This is a genomic window from Candidimonas nitroreducens (assembly GCF_002209565.1).
GTDB lineage: Bacteria > Pseudomonadota > Gammaproteobacteria > Burkholderiales > Burkholderiaceae_B > Candidimonas > Candidimonas nitroreducens.
Window position 1 is genome coordinate 86,528 of the sequence record NZ_NJIH01000010.1, and the last position, 17,236, is coordinate 103,763.

Below are 17,236 nucleotides of genomic sequence, written 5' to 3' on the forward strand. Positions count from 1 at the left end.
TCCTGGGGCATTAGCCTACCATATCCGGGCTGCGCCATTGCGCGCCTTTGGGCTGGCAGCGTGCGGCACGCGGCAATTGGCGGGCGGCCTCAAGAGCGCCCTTATTTATTTGCGCCGTACGCCACATTGGCAATGGTTGCCTGCATCAGGGCTATCACCTTATAAGAAGCAGCGTCGTCACCCTTGAATGCCCGAACCTCGCCGGTGCACACGGTGAGCGACTTCCCGGCATTCTGAACCTTGCCGATGGCAAGGAAGCGGTCGCCCAGCGCAGGCCGCAGGAAATTGACCTTGAATTCGACGCTGACGACTTCGCTGTCGGGGGGCGCCTTGGTAAGCGCCGCATAGCCGCAAGCGCTGTCGACGATGCTGGTGATGGCGCCGGCATGCATGAAGCCATGCTGCTGCGACAGATGCCCGGCGTAGTCGAGCGCGATCTGCACCTCTCCGTCTTGTACGTGCGCCAGCCGGGCGCCCAGGGTCTGCATGAGCCCCTGCGCGTCGAAACTGGACGCGATGCGTTGTTGGATGTCATTCATTCCTGGCTCCAAGTGGATGGAAAGCGTGCGGATAGTAGAAAACTGCAACAGTAAAACAATCAGGGTGATCGGGGAAATTTGCCCGGCGGATCCGCCAGGCCGGCAACGGAACCCGATTGCTCAAAGCGCCCGTATGCTTTCGATCAAAGCATCCATGAAGGTCTGGCTAGCCGGCGACAGCGAGCGGCCGATGCGCGTGACCAGGCCTATAGAGCGCGATACGGCGGGCCGCTGCAGCGGCACCGGGGCCAGCGCCTCGTTCTTGGTCAGGTGCAGAGCCAGCCGCGGCACGGCCGACACGCCCAGGCCGGCGGCGACTAGGGCGCCGTTGGCGGCGATGCTCGGGGCCTCCAGCGCCGGCACGATATGCATGCCTTTCTGCAGGAATACGGCGTCGGTGATGGGGCGGATGCTGCTGCCGGGCATGCTGGCTATGAAGGGCCGCGAGGCGAACGCCGACCAGGGCGCGTACGCCTGGGCGGCGAGCGGGTCGTCGCGGTGACACAGCAGCACGAAAGGGTCGTCCAGCAGCGGCAAGTAGCGCAGCGCGGCGTCCGGCTCGGACGGCACGCCGATGGCGAAGTCAGCCCGGCCCTCGTTCACATGGCCGCGCAGCACCTCGGCCGGGCCTTCCAGCAGGGAAAAGCTGACTTGCGGGTATTGGCGACGGAATGCCGCGATGGCATTGGGCAGCAGCGCAATACCCACCGACGGCAGCGCGGCCACGGTAATATGGCCGCTGCGCCCCTCCAGGAATTGTGACAACTCGCTGAAGGCGCTGTTGAAATCGTCCAGAATACGCAGTGCGATCGGCAGCAGTTCGGCGCCGGCCGGCGTAATACTGACGTGGCGCGTGTCGCGGTCGAACAATTGGGCGCCGACAACCCCCTCGACCAGCTTGATGGTGCGGCTCAGGGCTGGCTGCGATACATGCAGCGCCTGGGCGGCGGCGCGGAAATTGCGTGTGGTCGCCAGCGTGGCAAAGGCCTCGAGCTGCTGCAGCGTCAAATTGACTTTCATGGCGCATTGATCCATTCAAGTTATCAAACATATAAAAACATTCTAATTCACATATCAACCGACACGCGCCAAAATGGCATGTGGGCAGCTGCGGACATGCGGCGCACAAACCTGCGCGCCGGCCCGCCGCACACTGAACGGAGCTTACCGAAGCCGATGAGCGGAATACTCGAAGGCATACGCGTGCTGGAACTCGGCCAGGTGCTGGCCGGGCCTTTCGCGGGCGCGATCTTTGCCGATCTGGGCGCCGAAGTGGTGAAACTCGAGCGCCCCGACGGCGGCGACGACGCGCGCCGCATGGGCCCGGCCTTTCGCCATGGCGACGCACTGAACTTCCACGTCTTCAACTGCGGCAAAAAATCGGTGGCCATAGACCTGAAGTCGGCCGCGGGCATGGCCGCCTTCGAGCGCCTGGCCGCGCAAACCGATATCCTGGTGCACAACCTGCGCCCGGGGGTCACGGCCGGCCTCGGCATAGACGGGCCGGCGCTGTGCGCGCGGCATCCGCGCCTGATTTATTGCGCGATCTCGGCCTTCGGCCACGCCGGGCCCATGGCGGCGCGCCCCGGATACGAGCCCCTGGTGCAGGCCTTCAGCGGGCTGTCCAGCATCAACGGCGGCCCCGACGACCCGCCCATGCGCACTGGCGCATCGGTGTGCGACCAAGGTACGGGCATGTGGGCGGTGATCAGTACGCTGGCCCTGCTCGAGCGGCGCCACCGCACCGGCCGGGGCGGCGTCGTCGACGCCTCGCTGCTGGAAACGGCCATGCTCTGGACAGGCCAGAAAGCCGACTCTTACACCAATGAAGGCAAGCAGCCGGTACGCCACCGCTCGGGACACCCGGGCTTTGTACCCTACGAAGCCTTCGAAACCGCCGACGCGCCCCTGCTGATATGCTGCGGCAACGACCGCTTGTTCGCCAAGTTCGCCCACGAACTGGAGCGCGACGATTGGGCCGCCGACGAGCGCTATGCCACCAATCGTGCGCGGCTGCGCAACAAAAGCGAATTGTTGGCGCAAATCATTCCCTTGCTGCGCTTGCGTACCCGCGCCGACTGGCTGGCCCGCTTCGAAGCCGCGGGCGTGCCCTGTTCCCCCATTCATACCATTCCCGAGGCGCTCAGCCATCCGCAGGTGCGCGCCCTGAGCCAATTGCAGGAAGTTCCCGGCGAAGACTTCCGCCTTACCGCCCTGCCGTTTACGGTGGACGGCGCGCGGCCGCGACGCCGCGGCCCGGCGCCGCGGCTGGGCCAGCACAATGCCGAATTCGATCTGCCGCCCAACCCCACAGGAGACGACCATGTCTGATCTGCCCCGCCGTATCCACATCCACGAAGAAGGGCCGCGCGAAGGCTTCCAGATCGAGCCCGGGCCGATCGCCAGCGCCGACAAGGTGCGCTTCATAGAAATGCTGGCCGACACGGGCCTGACCGAAATCCAATGCGTGTCGTTCGTGAATCCCCGTCGCGTGCCCACCATGGCCGATGCCGAAGAGGTGGCGGGCGCCATCCGCCAGCGCGACGGGGTGCACTACACCGGCCTGTGGCTGAACCAGCGCGGCCTGCTGCGCGCGCTGCAAACGCCCCTGCACACCGAAGGCTATGTGCGCACCAGCGGCTCGGACGCCTTTTCGCTTAGCAACAACGGCAGAAGCGTCGAAGAATCGCTGCAAGAACAGCGCGCCACGCTGGATTACTGCATCGAGCACAATATTCCCTTGTCGGGCGGTATCGTCACCACCGCCTTCGGCTGCAACCTGGAAGGCGAAATCCCGGCTGCTCGCGTCGTCGAGCGTGTTGCGCAGCTGCTGGACTTCGTCGAGAGCTACGGCTTGCAGCTGCCGATACTGCGGCTGGCCGACACCGTGGGCTGGGCCAACCCCAATTCCGTGGCCACGCTGCTGGGCGCCCTGCGCGAGAAATGGCCCGAACTGCGCCTGGGCCTGCACCTGCACGATACACGCGGCACCGCCATGGCCAACGCCCTGATCGGCCTGCAGTTCGGCATCGACACTTTCGACAGCTCCTGCGCAGGCCTGGGCGGCTGCCCATTCGCCGGCCACAAGGGCGCGGCCGGCAACATCTGTACCGAAGACCTGGCATTCATGTGCGCGGAAATGGGCATAGAAACCGGCGTAGACCTGGACGCACTGGCCGAATGCGCGCGCTACGCTGAAGAACTCGTGGGCCATCCATTGCCCGGAAAGCTGATGCGCGGCGGCACGCTGACACGCTGGCGCGTACAGTAAAGGCCGCTAGCCGGGCCGCGCTGCCTCAGCCCTTCGGGCTTCAAGCACACTGAACGGCGCCACGTAGTGCGCGCCGAAATTCTGCACTAAAGGGAAGATACAAGGAGACCCGATGAAGCAAATATCGATACATGCCCGCCGGCAACGAGCCACCGCAGCGAACCAAGACGAGCCCATGCAGCCCGCACGCCGAGCCGGCCTGCGGGCCATCGCGGTGCTGAGCCTCGGGCTGGGCCTGGGTTTCGCAGCCGCCACCAGTTGTGCGGCCGCCGCCTACCCCGCTTCCGGCAAACCCATCACCCTGATCGTGCCATTCGGCGCTGGCAGCGGCACCGACCAGCAGGCGCGCGCCTACGCCCAGGCCCTGAACGAAGAATTCGGCGCCGATGTCGTGGTCGAGAACAAGGGCGGGGCCAGCGGCATGATCGCCGCCCAGTATGTGGCCAGGGCCCCGGCCGACGGCTATACCTTGATGCTGACCACCAACACCACCCAGGCGGCCGACGAGCACCTGTTCAAGAAACTGGCCTACGACCCCGTCAAGGACTTCACGCCCATCACCCTGCTGGCCAAGGGCTATATGTTCCTGCTGGTGAACCCCAAATCACCCTACAAATCGGTGTCCGACCTGCTTGCCGCAGCCAGGAAGGCGCCCGGCAAGCTGAACTTCGGCAGCGGCAGTTCATCCAGCCGCGTCGCCGGCGAGCTGCTCAAGCAAATGACCGGAACCGACATCGTCAACGTGCCCTACACCAGCAACCCCAAGTCCATCGTCGACCTGCTGGGCGGCCAGATAGATTTCATGTTCGCCGACGCCTCCACTGCGCTGCCGCAGATCAACGGCGGCAAGCTGCGCGCGCTGGCGGTCAGCGGCACGAAGCGCCTGCCTTCGGCGCCCAACGTGCCCACGGTCAGCGAAAGCGGCGTCAAGGGCTACGACATGTCGTACTGGACAGCGGCCTATCTGCCCAAGGGCGCTACGCCGGAACTGCAGCAGCGCCTGAACCAGATGTTCATCAAGGCCTCTGCGTCGCAGGTCGTCAAGACCTACTACACCAACACCAGCGCCGAAGCAATCACCACCACCCCGGCCGAACTGATGCAGTTCCAGATCGCCGAATCGAAGAAGTGGGGCGACATCATCAAGAAGGCGGGTATCAAGCCGGAGTAAGCGGCGGCCCGACACTGCGCCACACGCTGTCCAGCAATGCAAGATCGTCGCTGCTCAGCGGACGCTGCGCAGCGGCGGCGTTGTCCTGCACTTGGGCGACATTGGTAGCTCCGGCGATGACACATGTCACGCCGGGCCGCGAAAGCAGCCAGGCCAGCGACAGATCGGGCACGCGGCGCGCCATCAGCCGAGCCGCGTCAAAAAGGCCGGCGAGTAGTTTTTGATTGCGGATAGTCCAGAAGCGCTCGCGCACCCCCGGATCCTTGGCAAGCCGGCTGCGGGCCGGCAGCGGGCGGCCCGGCACGATGGATCCAGACAGCATGCCCGTGGCCAATGGAAAATAAGGCATGATACTCACGCCCGACTGCAGCGCTGCCGGAACAAGCGCCGTCTCGCATTCGCGCGACAAAAAGTTGTACTCCGCCTGGCACGCAATGAAACGCGAGCACTGCTCCTGTCTCGAACAGTCCGCAGCCTGCAGCAATTGATCACCGCTGAAATTTCCGCAACCGATATACCGTACCTTACCCTGCCGCACCAGATCGTCCAGAGCCCGCAAGGTTTCTTCTACGGGAGTATGCGAATCGGGATAATGGATCTGGTACAGGTCGATCCAGCTCGTGCCCAAGCGCTTCAAGCTGGCCTCGACTTCACGCATGATCTCCTTGCGGGAATTGTCCGGCCCATTGCGTCGAGGCGACATTGGCATGCCCACCTTGGTGGCCAGCACCGCCTGCTGGCGCCGCGCTCCCAATGCCGCTCCAAGCAAAGTTTCCGAGCCGCCGCCTGCCCCATAGATATTGGCCGTATCGAACAAGGTCACGCCTAGATCCAGGGCGCAGTGAACCACCTCGCGCACTCCGGCCCCGTCGAGCTTGGTGCCAAAACTGTTGCATCCCATTCCGATAGCGGACACCTCCAGCCCCGAACCGCCCAATAATCTCATTTCCATGGCCTGCTCCTGTGCTTGCACCACATGGCTGCATCAAAAGCCGCGTACCCGGGCCAGCCATGCCAAAATGGCCTCGGCCAACTCCACGGGCGCCTCCAGCGGCACCATATGGCCGGTGTTCGGCAATTCCACCCAAACCGCATCCGGGATCCCCGATGCCAACTCCCTCTGCCGGTCTGGTGGATTCAGCGCATCTTCGGCGCCACTGACGATCAAGGCCGGCACATCGATCGTGCCGAGGCGCGGCCGACTGTCGGCACGATCGATCGCGATCTCTGCCTGCTCTGCATATGCTCCAGCGCCCAGGCGCTCGGCCATATCGCAAACAAGCCCGCGCAACGCATCGTCTCGACTATGGGCGGCGGCGACATACATGGGCCACAAATCCCGTGCCACATGCAACGCCACACCGTCACGCACGGCGGCAGCGACTGCGGCACGCCTGCGGGCAGCATTATCGGGTGGATCCGGCCGCGCATTCGCCGCGACCAGAGCCAGGCCCGCGACACGGCCGGGCGCCTGGGCGGCCATTTCCAAGGCCACGATTCCCCCCAGAGAAAACCCGACCAGGGCAAACCGCGCCGGAGCCGTTCGCAGCAGCGCTGCGGCCATTGCCGCTGCACTCCTCGCCCCCTGCAGCACGGGCGTTTGCGCATCCCGAAGCGGCAATCGCGCCATCAAGGGAGCCCATACCTGCGCATCGCAGAGCGTTCCGGGCAACAGCAGAACGGGAGGATTTTCCATGGCGAGTCTCCGATGCCGCCGCCCTTACGCAATCAAGGTGTCGGCCGCCACACCCACGCCCAGGGCCGTGGGCGGCAGCATGTCCAAGCTAGCGATATAGCCATTGGGATCCAGCACATATCCAGCCGCCTGGGCTTCATCCAGCACCTCTTGCGGCCAAACTACCCGCTTGCGATGATCGCCCGCCACCGCCAGAATGATTTCCGCCGGTGTATTGCCGGCACAGCGGATTTCCCGCCAGGCACCGGCAGGCACCGAATACATGTCCTGCGCATCCACGGTGATCCGCAACGCTGAATCCGCATCGTTCAGAACCAGGTCGATGCTGCCGCTCATAACGAATATCACGAGCTTTTCCCGCAACATGAAGCGGCCCGACGACGCCCCCGCCGACAAGCGCATCCACTCCACCGAAAAACCGTGGGGATTGGAAACGCCTGGCACCTGGTCGCGACTCTCGGTGATACCGTAGCCCAGCGCGGGTGCCAGCTCGCAGCCTTGCTGGGCAATACTGCCCAGCAAGGCCGACCTCGACCAGTCCCGCTGACTGCACCATACGATGCGTCGATCCATGTCTGCAGCCGTATAGCGAGGCAAGCTCGCCACCTGGCCGGCATCCAGAGGCCGCAGGATCTCTTCGGAGGACGGCATCGGATCGCCCGCCTGCGTATCGACCAGCATGTTGCCGCGAGTCAGGTACATGCCATGGGCCGCAGCCGCTTCCAGCACCGACGGATGCCAGATGATGCCTCCGGTATCATCGCCGCCCAATAGCGTGAAGATCCAGCCGTCGCTTTGCCCGACGTTGGAAAAACCGCGGAAAACCCAGGTTGGAATGCTGAGTATGTCGCCCGGCCCCGCGTCAACCTCGGCGACATCCGTGCCGCAGCCCCAGCGGAACTTCCAGCGGCCTTGATAGACCATGAAAACCTCAGCAGTGAAGTGCATGTGCAGATTGTTGACCGTGCCCGCAGGCATGGCGGCCGCCCCCACACTGAAGCCATGGGTCTCGGTCAAGTTCACCACTTGATCCTTCGACTGTGTCACGCCCGGGCCTATCAGCGAATAATTTTCCTTCCGCTCGGATCCCGGCAGCTTGCAATCGATGAATGCCAGCTTGCAAGCGACCATATCCGCACGCCGGATCAACCGGTGTTCCGCTTCTTCCTTGCCCACCACTATTTTCCCCATCATATTGTCCTTTCCATGCCTGGTTTCACAGCCTTCGAAGCGTTTATGCATTCGAATGCATAATACCGCAACGAAGCAATGCCAGGCAAGGATTTATCCAATCATGAAAGCGCAAAGACAACGTTTTTCAAACCACCGTCTTCGGGTAAAGTAGGGGCTTCATTTTCCCGCGACGCAGTTCATGACTACCAAAGCACCTCAACTCAGCCGGCGTGCCACGTCCTACGACGTGGCCGTGGCCGCTGGTGTGGCCCAGTCGACGGTGTCACGCTGCTTTCAGGCTGACAGCAATATTTCCGAAGGCACACGGGCTCATGTACGGGCGGTCGCCGAGAAACTGGGCTACACGCCCAATGCCCTGGCGCGTTCGCTGATCACCCGGCGCTCACAGACAGTCGGCGTGATCATCACCCGCTACACCCTGCGCAACTCCCCAAACCTGCTCTACTCGCTCAGCGAAGCCTTGGGAGAGGTGAAGCAACGCCTCATTCTTCTCGCGGTCGAAGACGACGAATCGGCCCACTCCATACTGGACAGCGCCCTGGAATATCCCCTGGACGGCTTGATCAGCTGCGCCAATATGCGGGCCCAGGACGTCAAGCGCTTCGTCGACCATCATGTACCCGTCCTGTTCTTCAACCGTCATCCCCCTGCAGGCCGTGTCGATTGCATTTCTACCGACCAGCTGCGCGGTGCAGGCGACATGGCCGCGGCGCTGGTTCAGGCCGGCTACCGCAACTTCCTATGTGTGGGCGGCCCCGAACACGCGCCCGTCAGCCAGGAGCGCACCCGCGGGTTCAATCAGCAGCTGCGCCGCGAGGGCATCCCCCCGGCAGAAGTGCTCGCCACCGATTTTTCCTACGATCGCGGCCGTACCGTATTTCTCGAGGCCATGCGGGCAGGGGCGCGCCCCGATTGCGTTTTCTGTGCCAACGACCAGCTCGCATTCGGTGTAATCGACGCTTGCCGCTACGAGCTGGGTCTGCGGGTTCCCGAGGACATTGCCGTTGCCGGGTTCGACGACATTCCCGAGGCCGAACGCCCGAGCTACAGTTTGACTACGGTGCGCCAGCCCACTACCCACATGGCCCGGCAGGCGATCCAGTTGCTGGTTCAGCGCATCGCCCACCCATCACGATCCGCGCAGCATACGGCCATCCGTGGTGAGCTGGTCAGCCGCTCCTCGGCGCCCATTGCACGCTAGCATCGTGCCGCGCCACAGCGCTTCACAGGAACCGGCGCGAAGATCCATGGATCCCGATGGTGTGGTAGAACGAATGCTAGCGCCCCGGCAGGCGGTTGCCGCTGCATGCATCGAACAAGTGGAGATGCTCCCGCCCGAACACCAGGCCCACGGCCGCGCCGATTTCATAGCGCAGACTGCGGTCGCCGCGCACGCATAACTTCTGCCCCGCCACATCGACCGTAACCAGTACCGCCTCCCCCGTCAGCTCGAACATATAGACCTGCCCCGCCAGATGCCCCGCTTCGGGCGAGGTCAGAGTGATGTCTTCGGGGCGTATGCCAGCGACGGCTTCCCCGCATGAGCCATTGACCAGCCCCGCCAGCCGCTGCCCCGCCACCTCGAGCACACTGTCTTGCAGCCGAGCGGGCAGCAGATTCATCGGCGGCGAACCCATGAATCCCGCCACGAACAGATTGGCGGGACGGTTGTAGACCTCTTCGGGCGCGCCGAGCTGCTGAATCACCCCTTTGTTCATGACGGCTACGCGATGCGCCAGCGTCATGGCCTCGATCTGGTCGTGAGTCACATAAATAGTGGTAATGCCCAGTTCTTTCTGCAGCCGCCAGATTTCGGCGCGCATCGAACCGCGCAGCTTGGCATCCAGATTGGACAAAGGCTCGTCCATCAGGAATACCTGCGGACGCCGTACGATCGCGCGCGCCACGGCGACCCGCTGGCGCTGGCCGCCCGACAATTCGCGGGGATGGCGGTCAAGCAATTGTTCCAGCTCGACCTTGTGCGCCACCTCTTCCACCTGGGCCAGGCGCTGCGCAGACGCCAGCCCGCGCACCTTTAACGGATAGGCAATGTTTTCTCTTACGGTCATGTGCGGGTACAGGCCGTAATTCTGGAACACCATCGCCACGTCCCGGTCTTTGGGCAAGGCCTGGGTGACGTTACGCTCGCCGATCCAGATGTCTCCTGCCGATGGCAGCTCCAGCCCCGCCACCATGCGCATGGTGGTCGTCTTGCCGCAGCCCGAAGGCCCCAGAAACACCATGAACTCGCCGTCCTCGACCTCCAGCGATTGACGCGCCACCCCCACCACATCGCCCCAGCGCTTTTCTACATCCACAAGCCTCACAGCCGCCATGGTTCGTCCTTTTTGCTCAGCGCACCGCGCCCGAGACCAGTCCTTTCACAAAATACCGCTGCACGAAACGCGAGATCAACAGCATGGGCGCGATGATGAACAGGCCCATGCTGGCCATGATGTCCCATGCATCGCCCTGCTCGGTTCGCGCGCTCATCAGGGCCACTGGCAAAGTCACTGCATGATCGCGCGTCAGCACCAGCGCGTAGAAGAATTCATTCCACGACACGACGAATGAAAAAATCGCGGCGGCCGCAATTCCGGGCAAGGCCACCGGCACGACGACATCCCAGATGGCGCGCAGGCGCGAAGCCCCGTCGATCTGTGCCGCCTCCTCCATGTCCGGCGGCAACGCGTCGAAGAAACCCTTGATCATCCATGTGGCATAAGGCACGATGAACGACAGGTTGACGACCATCAGCGCAAACCGGGTGTCCAGCAAGTCGAGGTTCTTGAACACGACGAACAAGGGAATGACAATGATCACCGGCGGCAGGAACTGCGTGGCCAGCAGAACCAGGGGCCAGATCTGCCCTCCGGGAAAACGAAAGCGCGAGAATGCATAGGCCGCCACCGTGGAGGCCGGCAGCGCGATGACCAGCGTGCCGGCCGTCACCAGTATGCTGTTCCATAGCCGCGCGCCTACCAGGAAGGGAGGCGCGAACGCCGCGACCAGGCTGTGCAGGGTAGGCTTGAACAGCAGCGTCAGCGCGAACACATCGGCGCGGGGCTTGAAGGCCGTGGCGACGATCCACACTACCGGAGCAAACCAGATTATGGCCACCAGCCATATCAGGATCGTGCGCCAGCGCGGCCTGCGCCACAACGCGGCCTCGCCTCTCGAGGGTACGGCAGTCCTGGTCATCATATCTTGCGCCCCAGAAGAAAACGGGAATAGACCAGCGCCAGCACCATCATGACCACGGCCAGTAACCAAGCCATGGCCGAAGCATAGCCTATGTCGTAATAGCGGAAGGCCGTGGTGTAGACCAGATAGGGCACGGTTTCCGTGGCCGCTCCCGGCCCGCCCGCTGTCATGGTGACCACCTGGTCGAGCATCTTCAGCGAGAAAATCGTCTTGAGCAGAACCGCAATGGCCAGCACCGGCCGAAGCTGCGGCAGGACGATCTCGAAGAAAATACGCATACTGCCTGCGCCGTCGACCTGGGCGGCATCCAAGGTCTCCTGCGGCAGCGAGGCCAGCGCGCCGATGAAGGTCAGCATGAAATAAGGCGTCCAGTGCCATACGTCCACCAGTATCAGGGCAACCATGGCCAGCGTGGGGTCGGACAGAATCGGGGCCTTGCCCAAACCCGGAACAATGTGCTTGAGCATGGTGTCGACCACCCCGAACTCCGGGCTCAGCATGAAGCGCCAAGAAATGCCGATCAATGCGGGAGACATGGCAAACGGAATCACCAGCAGCATGCGGGCGTTGACCTCCAGCCGCCCCGAGCGGGCCAGCAGCACGGCCAGCGCCAATGCGACGGCTATGGTCAACGCCACCGAGGGCACCGTAAAGACCAGTGTCACCCACGCGCTGTTCAGGAAGTCCGGATCATGCAGCAGCAGATCCGCATAATTGGACAGCCCGACGAACGCTCCGACCACCGGCGAACGGCTCATCCGCCAATCGTGCACGGAATATATCAACGACTGCATCAGCGGATAGAAGAGCGTAACGGCGCAGATCGCCAGGGCCGGAGCGAGCAGGCCGTATTTGAGGTAGCGCTCTTTCATCGATACCGATCCGTGGCTATGAACGATGCCGGCCCGACCGGCGTGCAATGCGCGCTACCTGCGCTGCCGCATCGTCCAACGACGGCTTGACCGGCTTGCCGACGGCGACGATCTCGGAAATCGTGGTTTCCAGCACACTCGCCACTTCCGGCCAGATCGTGAGCTTGGGCAGAATCCGCGCGCCCTTCAGGCTTTCTAGAGCAACCCGGTGCAGGCCATGGTTGACCGCATTGACCTTGTCGTTCAGGTAGGTGGCCGTCTGCGTGGCAACGATATCCGAAGTCTGCGGATCGGATTTATCGCATACGATCTCCACTTCGAGATCCGGGTTCGACACCCATTTCAGGTATTCCCAGGCCGCGGCCTTGTGGCGCGACTGCTTGCTGATGCCGAAAGGCATGAGCGTGGCGAGGGTCGGAGACTTGCCGCCATTGAACCGCACCATGGGTGCGAAGCCTACCTGCTCCGGCTTCAGCCGAGAGCGGTCGCCGGTCAGCACCGAGTACGTCCACCACCAGACCATGATCATGGCGGACTTGCCCTGTGCCATGGAATTGACCATGTCGTATTCATTGAACTGGCTCGATCCGGGATTGGCCACCTTGTCCTTGAGCAGCACATCCACATATGCTTGAGTGCCGGCCACGCCGGCGGCATCGTTGAAGCGCGGCTGCCCGGCGGCGTCGAACAGGTCGGAGCCATGGCCCCACAGACAGTTGAACCACAGCCATAGATTCTGGAACCCGCTGCCTTTCACATAATCGAGCGCCACGCCGGAGATGCCCGATTTGTTCTGTATGGCTCCGGCAGTGGCAACCATGTCGCTCCAGGAGGCCGGCACCTTGGCGCCCACCTCGCCCAGCAGGTCTTTGCGGTAGAACAGCAGTTGCGGATGAGCCCGGATCGGCAGGCCGTACGTCTTGCCGCCCACGATGCAGGCTTCGCGGAACACTTCCGGATAACGCCCCATGTCCAGCTTGTCGGCAGCAATAGACGCATCCAGCGGATTCAGATAACCGACGAGCGAAGCCATCCAGCTGTCCTGGAAGCTGAACAGATCATATTCGCTGCTTCCCCCGACTGCCTCGGTGGTGATCTTGTCCAGCAACTGGCCATAAGGCACATAGCTGTATGTGGTCTTGATGCCTGTCAAGGCTTCGAATTGATCTAGGCGTTTCTGCTGCGCACGGAATTGCGAAGCCGGCGGCAGCAACAGCTTCAAATGGGTTCCCGCATACGGCTTGCCGGCTGCCAGCCCGTAGGGTGCCGGCCCCGCAGCCCGTGCCATTCCGCCCAGACCCGCCGCGGCCAGCGCGCCGGCCGCCTCGAGAAATTGCCTTCTTTTCATGTCTCGCCCTCCATGTTTTCGGCTTGTGCCATGAACAATGCATTCGAATGCATATTACACACTAAAGCGCCCTTGCCGGCCATGGCAAACAGGAATTTCGACTAAGTAATTTCCCTAGAGCCTATGATTTTCCAGATCCATGCGCGCAAGCGGACGCAAGTCGCCGGCCGCAAGAAAAGCGGCCCGGCTCGCCTGGCAAACCAGCCTACCTTCCTGCCCCGCAGCCGATCGTCAATGTATGTCGTCGGCCTCGGCCATGGCGCGTTTAAGATCCGCGACCGAAAAGCCCGGTCTTTTCGAGGCCTCGATCAAGGGCCTTTCCCTGGCCGTCATGACATCGATGCAGCGCGGCAGGTCGGGCAGGATGGCCGGCGGGATCACCACGGCACCGTGCCGGTCCATATGCAGCAGATCGCCGTCGTGTATTGTCAAGCCCTTGATTTCCACCGGCTCGCCGATAGTAACCACCTGTGCGAACCCATGGCTGGGAGACACTGTGCCGGCCAGGATCTGGAAGTCTTCCGCCAGCATACCGAAGTCACGCACAGCGCCGTTGGTCAGCACTCCCTTGACCCCCAGGCCTTTGAGTACATTGCTGTGAACCTCGCCCCAGAAGGCGCCCAGGCCGGGTACGTCATCGATGTCCTGCAACACCGACAAGGTGGGCTCGCCCTTGCTTTCGACGTGCTCGTACCACGCGATGCGGCGCGCCTTGAGGACTTCGGGGCTGTCGGTATAGGGCACGGCGGTACGCAAAGTAGCCGTGCGGGCGAAACCCAGCACAGGCTTCATGGCCGGATGCACTGCAACGAAAGCCCCCACCGTGAAGCCCTTGTTGGATCGTGTGCCGGTGGCGACTTCCAGGGCGTTGCAGATCGTGGGGGTGTCAACGGAGGTCAGCGTCTCTATCAATTGAGGGGTCAGGATTCCGGCTTCCATCTTGCTCATCATCGTCTCTCTTCTAGTCCAAGGGGTTGTGCGGTATGGCGTGCCGGCTGCCGGATACGCGGCATTGCCGAACACGCCTTCACGAATCAATAAATCAGCACGCCACGGAATCCGAATCGGCGCATTGTGCGCTTCTCCGGAAATTCAATGCGGTTTGATGCCTGCGGCCTGCACAATGCCTGTCCATTTGCGGATCTCGTCTTTCTGGAATTGCCCGAAAGCCTGCATGCCGCGCCCATCGGGCTGAACGCCAAGTCTCAGCAGCTTCGTACGCACATCGGGCTGCGCCACGATCTCGCCGATTTCCTTGCTAAGTTTCTGAACTATGGCCCGAGGAGTCCCTGCCGGCGCGAATACGCCCTGCCAGGATTGCATGACAAAACCCGGCAGCCCCAGTTCGGCCAGCGGCTTCACCCCGGGCAGGTCAGCCACAGGATGATCCGATGTCACGCCTAGCACCTTGACGCTGTGCGCATCTATCATCGGACGAGCCGCCGCAATGGTCTCAAATACCATATCGATCTGGCCGCCGAGCAAGTCCACCATGGCCTGAGAGCCGCCCTTGTACATGATTTGACGCAAATGCGTGCCCGAAATACTTTGGAAAAGCTCGCCCGACAAATGTTGCGATGAACCCAAGCCAGCCGTCCCATAGGTGAGTTTATCGGGATGCGCCTTGGCTTCGGCTATGATCTGCCGCACCGTATTGAAGCGGCTGTCCTTGCGCACCACGAGCACGTTACTGACAGTCCCGACCAAAGACACCGGCACGAAATCCTTGACGGGGTCGTAGCCCGTCGCCTTGATGAACAAAGGGTTCACCGCATGGGTGGTAATAGTTCCGCCCATGATCGTATAGCCATCAGGCTTGGCATGCGCCACATACCGGGTGCCGACCAAACCAGAAACACCAGGTTTGTTTTCCACGATTACCGATTGCCCCAAACGCGTTCCCAGCTGGGAAGCGACCAGACGCGCCACGGCATCGGAGACGCCCCCGGGGGAAAACGGCACAATGTACCGTACGCTCGTGTCAGGCCACGTGGCCGCTCGCGCTGCCGGAACCGAGGCCGCCGACAATATGCCGAAAGCAGCAGCAAGAATCCCGATAGATCGTAATTTCATTTCTTATTTACTCCTTTATCTGTAGCAGTGATACAAAAACGAATACAAGTGCCCGTCCAGCAACAAGCAGTGGGAGTCATCCGCGCTGCCGCTGCCTGATCGAGGCACGCTCTATCAGCTCACAGGGCACCACGACATCGCGCGGGCACAGCTCGGCCGCCATCTGCTCACATAGCAGGCGGGCCGTGGCGTCCACCATGGGCTCCACGCATTGGCGCAGTGTCGTAAGCCGATAGGATCCCCATGCGGCCTCCGGCACATCGTCGAAACCGATGACCCCAACGTCCCTGGGAATTTCCAGATTCAGCTCAAGCCGCAGGACGTCCATAGCGGCAATAGCCATGTGGTCATTGGCCGCGAAGATCGCGTCGGGCGGCGGTTCCTGGGCGAAGAGTTCGCGCGTAGCCTCTTGTGCGCCGTCGAAGCGATAGCGGCCAACCGCCCGCCGAAAGACGGATAAGCCCGACGCGGCCAAGCCGTCGACGAAACCACGCTCGCGCTCGAGGCTCGTGGACGAATCCTCGAGGCCAGCCAAGAAAGCAATGTGGCGGTAGCCGCGCTCCACCAACAACTTTGCGGCGAGACGGCCGCCCGCATAGTTGTCTGAAGTCACGGAGCTGGCACTGTGCCGGGCCAAGCCGCGTAGATCCGAGATCCGGTTGAATTGCACGACCGGCACCCCCAGGTCGGAACAACGCTGAGCAAGGCTTTCTGAAAGCATTGCCGAAGCCATGACGACTCCATCGACCTGGTATTGCAGGATCTCCGCCAGCACACCATCCGCTGCCTCGTCCATTTCACTGATGAACATCAGCACGTGATAGCCTTCTGCCTGCAGCTTGCGAGAGAGCTTCTCTATCACCAGCGGATAGAACTGATTCTCGAGATAGCTCATTACCAGCGCTACTATGCGGCTGCGGCGAGTGATCAGGCTGCGTGCCAGGGCATTGGGCCTGTATCCCAGCTTCTGCGCCGCGGCAAGCACCTTGCGGCGCGTATCGTCCGAGACGCTGGCGCCTGGCGTGAATGTACGGCTTACGGCCGACTGTGACACTTGTGCCAGATTGGCGACATCCTGGGCTCGCGGCACGCTCTTCATGCCGCGCTCCAACCGCCATCCAGCATCAAGGCGCTACCAGTCATCAAACTCGACGCCGGGCTGGCCAAGAACACGATCGCTCCCATAATTTCATCTAGCCTGCCGAGCCGCCCCAAGGCTATCCTATCGATGACCCACTTGCGAAACTCGGCATCGCGGAACATATCCGCCGTCATGGCCGTTTCAATAAAGGTAGGGCACACAGTATTGACTCGTACGCCGCACCCGCCAAGTTCCCAAGCCAAGGCCTTGGTCATGCCTTCGAGCGCGTGCTTGCTTGCGCAATAAAGCGTACGACGCGGGCTGCCGACTACCCCCATCTGTGAAGAAATATTGATAAAGGATCCTGGCAAACCGGCGGCGATGAGGATTCTGGCCACGGCGCGCGACACGTAGAAAGCGGCCTTTACATTCAGATTCAGTACCGCATCGATGTCGGCATCGTCGAGCTCGATCAGCGGCCGGGGGCGGTTCATGCCCGCGTTATTCACCAGAATCTGAAAAGGCGGCACGGCGCCCAGAGAGCGATCCACAGCCGCGGAGTCGGTCACATCGAGCACCAGGCTGTCGCACTGGCAGCCCTCTGCTCGCAACGCTTCGCATGCGCCATCCAGATCGTCAGGCGAACGCGCAGCCAGCGTCACATGCGCCCCGGCGCGAGCCAGAGCTACCGCAGCGGCCAACCCGATCCCGCGGCTCGCCCCAGTGATGAGAGCCCGCAAGCCATCAAGCCGGAAGTCAGGCGTCTTGAATTCGAATTCCATGCAGG

At 62.5% G+C, this 17,236-nt stretch carries 17 protein-coding genes; 4 read left to right on the top strand and 13 right to left on the bottom strand.

What is annotated here, in order from left to right; translation table 11 throughout:
- Positions 1 to 101: 101 nt before the first annotated feature.
- Complete coding sequence (locus CEY11_RS17755; protein WP_088604755.1) at positions 102 to 539, bottom strand: PaaI family thioesterase; 438 nt, start codon at positions 537 to 539, stop codon at positions 102 to 104.
- 120 nt (positions 540 to 659) lie between these two features.
- Positions 660 to 1,559 carry a LysR family transcriptional regulator gene (locus CEY11_RS17760; protein ID WP_158215363.1) on the bottom strand — a complete coding sequence of 300 codons (900 nt, stop codon included), beginning with the start codon at positions 1,557 to 1,559 and terminating at the stop codon, positions 660 to 662.
- 156 nt (positions 1,560 to 1,715) lie between these two features.
- On the opposite strand from CEY11_RS17760, the gene CEY11_RS17765 reads away from it, so the two are divergent.
- From CEY11_RS17765 to CEY11_RS17775, 3 genes are all read left to right on the top strand, one after another.
- On the top strand, positions 1,716 to 2,870 hold the full coding sequence (locus tag CEY11_RS17765) for a CaiB/BaiF CoA transferase family protein (protein ID WP_088604757.1): 1,155 nt from the start codon (positions 1,716 to 1,718) through the stop codon (positions 2,868 to 2,870).
- Entirely contained in the window at positions 2,863 to 3,810 is a 948-nt protein-coding gene (locus CEY11_RS17770; protein ID WP_088604758.1) for a hydroxymethylglutaryl-CoA lyase, read from the top strand. The genes CEY11_RS17765 and CEY11_RS17770 overlap by 8 nt, the downstream gene beginning before the upstream one ends.
- Before the next feature lie 175 nt (positions 3,811 to 3,985).
- The gene (locus CEY11_RS17775; RefSeq protein WP_088604939.1) at positions 3,986 to 4,981 is read left to right on the top strand and encodes a Bug family tripartite tricarboxylate transporter substrate binding protein; all 996 of its coding nucleotides are present in this window, start codon (positions 3,986 to 3,988) and stop codon (positions 4,979 to 4,981) included.
- Here CEY11_RS17775 and CEY11_RS17780 read toward each other — a convergent pair.
- From CEY11_RS17780 to CEY11_RS17790, 3 genes are read right to left on the bottom strand one after another with little or no spacing between them, the layout of a single operon-like run.
- The gene (locus CEY11_RS17780) at positions 4,968 to 5,933 is read right to left on the bottom strand and encodes an aldo/keto reductase (RefSeq protein WP_088604759.1); all 966 of its coding nucleotides are present in this window, start codon (positions 5,931 to 5,933) and stop codon (positions 4,968 to 4,970) included. The two genes, CEY11_RS17775 and CEY11_RS17780, sit on opposite strands and share 14 nt — an antisense overlap.
- Before the next feature lie 33 nt (positions 5,934 to 5,966).
- Positions 5,967 to 6,677: an alpha/beta fold hydrolase gene (locus tag CEY11_RS17785; protein WP_088604760.1), complete on the bottom strand. Its 711-nt coding sequence runs from the start codon at positions 6,675 to 6,677 to the stop codon at positions 5,967 to 5,969.
- A gap of 24 nt (positions 6,678 to 6,701) precedes the next feature.
- Positions 6,702 to 7,871 (bottom strand): cupin domain-containing protein, encoded by a 1,170-nt coding sequence (locus CEY11_RS17790; protein ID WP_233154945.1) that lies wholly within the window; start codon positions 7,869 to 7,871, stop codon positions 6,702 to 6,704.
- A 178-nt stretch (positions 7,872 to 8,049) separates the two neighbouring features.
- Here CEY11_RS17790 and CEY11_RS17795 point away from each other — a divergent pair, with 178 nt between their 5' ends.
- Positions 8,050 to 9,072 (top strand): LacI family DNA-binding transcriptional regulator, encoded by a 1,023-nt coding sequence (locus CEY11_RS17795; RefSeq protein ID WP_088604761.1) that lies wholly within the window; start codon positions 8,050 to 8,052, stop codon positions 9,070 to 9,072.
- A gap of 76 nt (positions 9,073 to 9,148) precedes the next feature.
- Here the strand turns inward: CEY11_RS17795 and CEY11_RS17800 are convergent, their stop codons facing one another.
- The 8 genes from CEY11_RS17800 to CEY11_RS17835 form a co-directional block, all read right to left on the bottom strand.
- Positions 9,149 to 10,207, bottom strand: coding sequence for an ABC transporter ATP-binding protein (locus tag CEY11_RS17800; RefSeq protein WP_088604762.1), 1,059 nt, complete (start codon positions 10,205 to 10,207; stop codon positions 9,149 to 9,151).
- A gap of 16 nt (positions 10,208 to 10,223) precedes the next feature.
- The gene (locus CEY11_RS17805; RefSeq protein ID WP_233154946.1) at positions 10,224 to 11,075 is read right to left on the bottom strand and encodes a carbohydrate ABC transporter permease; all 852 of its coding nucleotides are present in this window, start codon (positions 11,073 to 11,075) and stop codon (positions 10,224 to 10,226) included.
- Positions 11,072 to 11,947: a carbohydrate ABC transporter permease gene (locus CEY11_RS17810; RefSeq protein WP_088604764.1), complete on the bottom strand. Its 876-nt coding sequence runs from the start codon at positions 11,945 to 11,947 to the stop codon at positions 11,072 to 11,074. Before CEY11_RS17810 ends, CEY11_RS17805 begins: the two co-directional genes overlap by 4 nt.
- Before the next feature lie 16 nt (positions 11,948 to 11,963).
- Entirely contained in the window at positions 11,964 to 13,295 is a 1,332-nt protein-coding gene (locus CEY11_RS17815) for an ABC transporter substrate-binding protein (RefSeq protein WP_233154947.1), read from the bottom strand.
- A 231-nt stretch (positions 13,296 to 13,526) separates the two neighbouring features.
- The gene (locus tag CEY11_RS17820; RefSeq protein ID WP_233154948.1) at positions 13,527 to 14,243 is read right to left on the bottom strand and encodes an RraA family protein; all 717 of its coding nucleotides are present in this window, start codon (positions 14,241 to 14,243) and stop codon (positions 13,527 to 13,529) included.
- Between the two features lie 144 nt (positions 14,244 to 14,387).
- Positions 14,388 to 15,368, bottom strand: coding sequence for a Bug family tripartite tricarboxylate transporter substrate binding protein (locus tag CEY11_RS17825; RefSeq protein WP_088604765.1), 981 nt, complete (start codon positions 15,366 to 15,368; stop codon positions 14,388 to 14,390).
- Between the two features lie 76 nt (positions 15,369 to 15,444).
- Complete coding sequence (locus CEY11_RS17830; RefSeq protein ID WP_088604943.1) at positions 15,445 to 16,467, bottom strand: LacI family DNA-binding transcriptional regulator; 1,023 nt, start codon at positions 16,465 to 16,467, stop codon at positions 15,445 to 15,447.
- A complete protein-coding gene (locus tag CEY11_RS17835) occupies positions 16,464 to 17,231 on the bottom strand; it encodes an SDR family NAD(P)-dependent oxidoreductase (RefSeq protein ID WP_088604766.1) in 768 nt (255 codons plus the stop codon). The genes CEY11_RS17830 and CEY11_RS17835 overlap by 4 nt, the downstream gene beginning before the upstream one ends.
- Positions 17,232 to 17,236 lie beyond the last annotated feature (5 nt).

Bases quoted from the DNA above. Each gene is read 5' to 3' on its own strand.
- CEY11_RS17755 (WP_088604755.1), bottom strand. From the start codon at position 539: ATGAATGACATCCAACAACGCATCGCGTCCAGTTTCGACGCGCAGGGG.
- CEY11_RS17760 (WP_158215363.1), bottom strand. From the start codon at position 1,559: ATGAAAGTCAATTTGACGCTGCAGCAGCTCGAGGCCTTTGCCACGCTG.
- CEY11_RS17765 (WP_088604757.1), top strand. From the start codon at position 1,716: ATGAGCGGAATACTCGAAGGCATACGCGTGCTGGAACTCGGCCAGGTG.
- CEY11_RS17770 (WP_088604758.1), top strand. From the start codon at position 2,863: ATGTCTGATCTGCCCCGCCGTATCCACATCCACGAAGAAGGGCCGCGC.
- CEY11_RS17775 (WP_088604939.1), top strand. From the start codon at position 3,986: ATGCAGCCCGCACGCCGAGCCGGCCTGCGGGCCATCGCGGTGCTGAGC.
- CEY11_RS17780 (WP_088604759.1), bottom strand. From the start codon at position 5,933: ATGGAAATGAGATTATTGGGCGGTTCGGGGCTGGAGGTGTCCGCTATC.
- CEY11_RS17785 (WP_088604760.1), bottom strand. From the start codon at position 6,677: ATGGAAAATCCTCCCGTTCTGCTGTTGCCCGGAACGCTCTGCGATGCG.
- CEY11_RS17790 (WP_233154945.1), bottom strand. From the start codon at position 7,871: ATGATGGGGAAAATAGTGGTGGGCAAGGAAGAAGCGGAACACCGGTTG.
- CEY11_RS17795 (WP_088604761.1), top strand. From the start codon at position 8,050: ATGACTACCAAAGCACCTCAACTCAGCCGGCGTGCCACGTCCTACGAC.
- CEY11_RS17800 (WP_088604762.1), bottom strand. From the start codon at position 10,207: ATGGCGGCTGTGAGGCTTGTGGATGTAGAAAAGCGCTGGGGCGATGTG.
- CEY11_RS17805 (WP_233154946.1), bottom strand. From the start codon at position 11,075: ATGATGACCAGGACTGCCGTACCCTCGAGAGGCGAGGCCGCGTTGTGG.
- CEY11_RS17810 (WP_088604764.1), bottom strand. From the start codon at position 11,947: ATGAAAGAGCGCTACCTCAAATACGGCCTGCTCGCTCCGGCCCTGGCG.
- CEY11_RS17815 (WP_233154947.1), bottom strand. From the start codon at position 13,295: ATGAAAAGAAGGCAATTTCTCGAGGCGGCCGGCGCGCTGGCCGCGGCG.
- CEY11_RS17820 (WP_233154948.1), bottom strand. From the start codon at position 14,243: ATGAGCAAGATGGAAGCCGGAATCCTGACCCCTCAATTGATAGAGACG.
- CEY11_RS17825 (WP_088604765.1), bottom strand. From the start codon at position 15,368: ATGAAATTACGATCTATCGGGATTCTTGCTGCTGCTTTCGGCATATTG.
- CEY11_RS17830 (WP_088604943.1), bottom strand. From the start codon at position 16,467: ATGAAGAGCGTGCCGCGAGCCCAGGATGTCGCCAATCTGGCACAAGTG.
- CEY11_RS17835 (WP_088604766.1), bottom strand. From the start codon at position 17,231: ATGGAATTCGAATTCAAGACGCCTGACTTCCGGCTTGATGGCTTGCGG.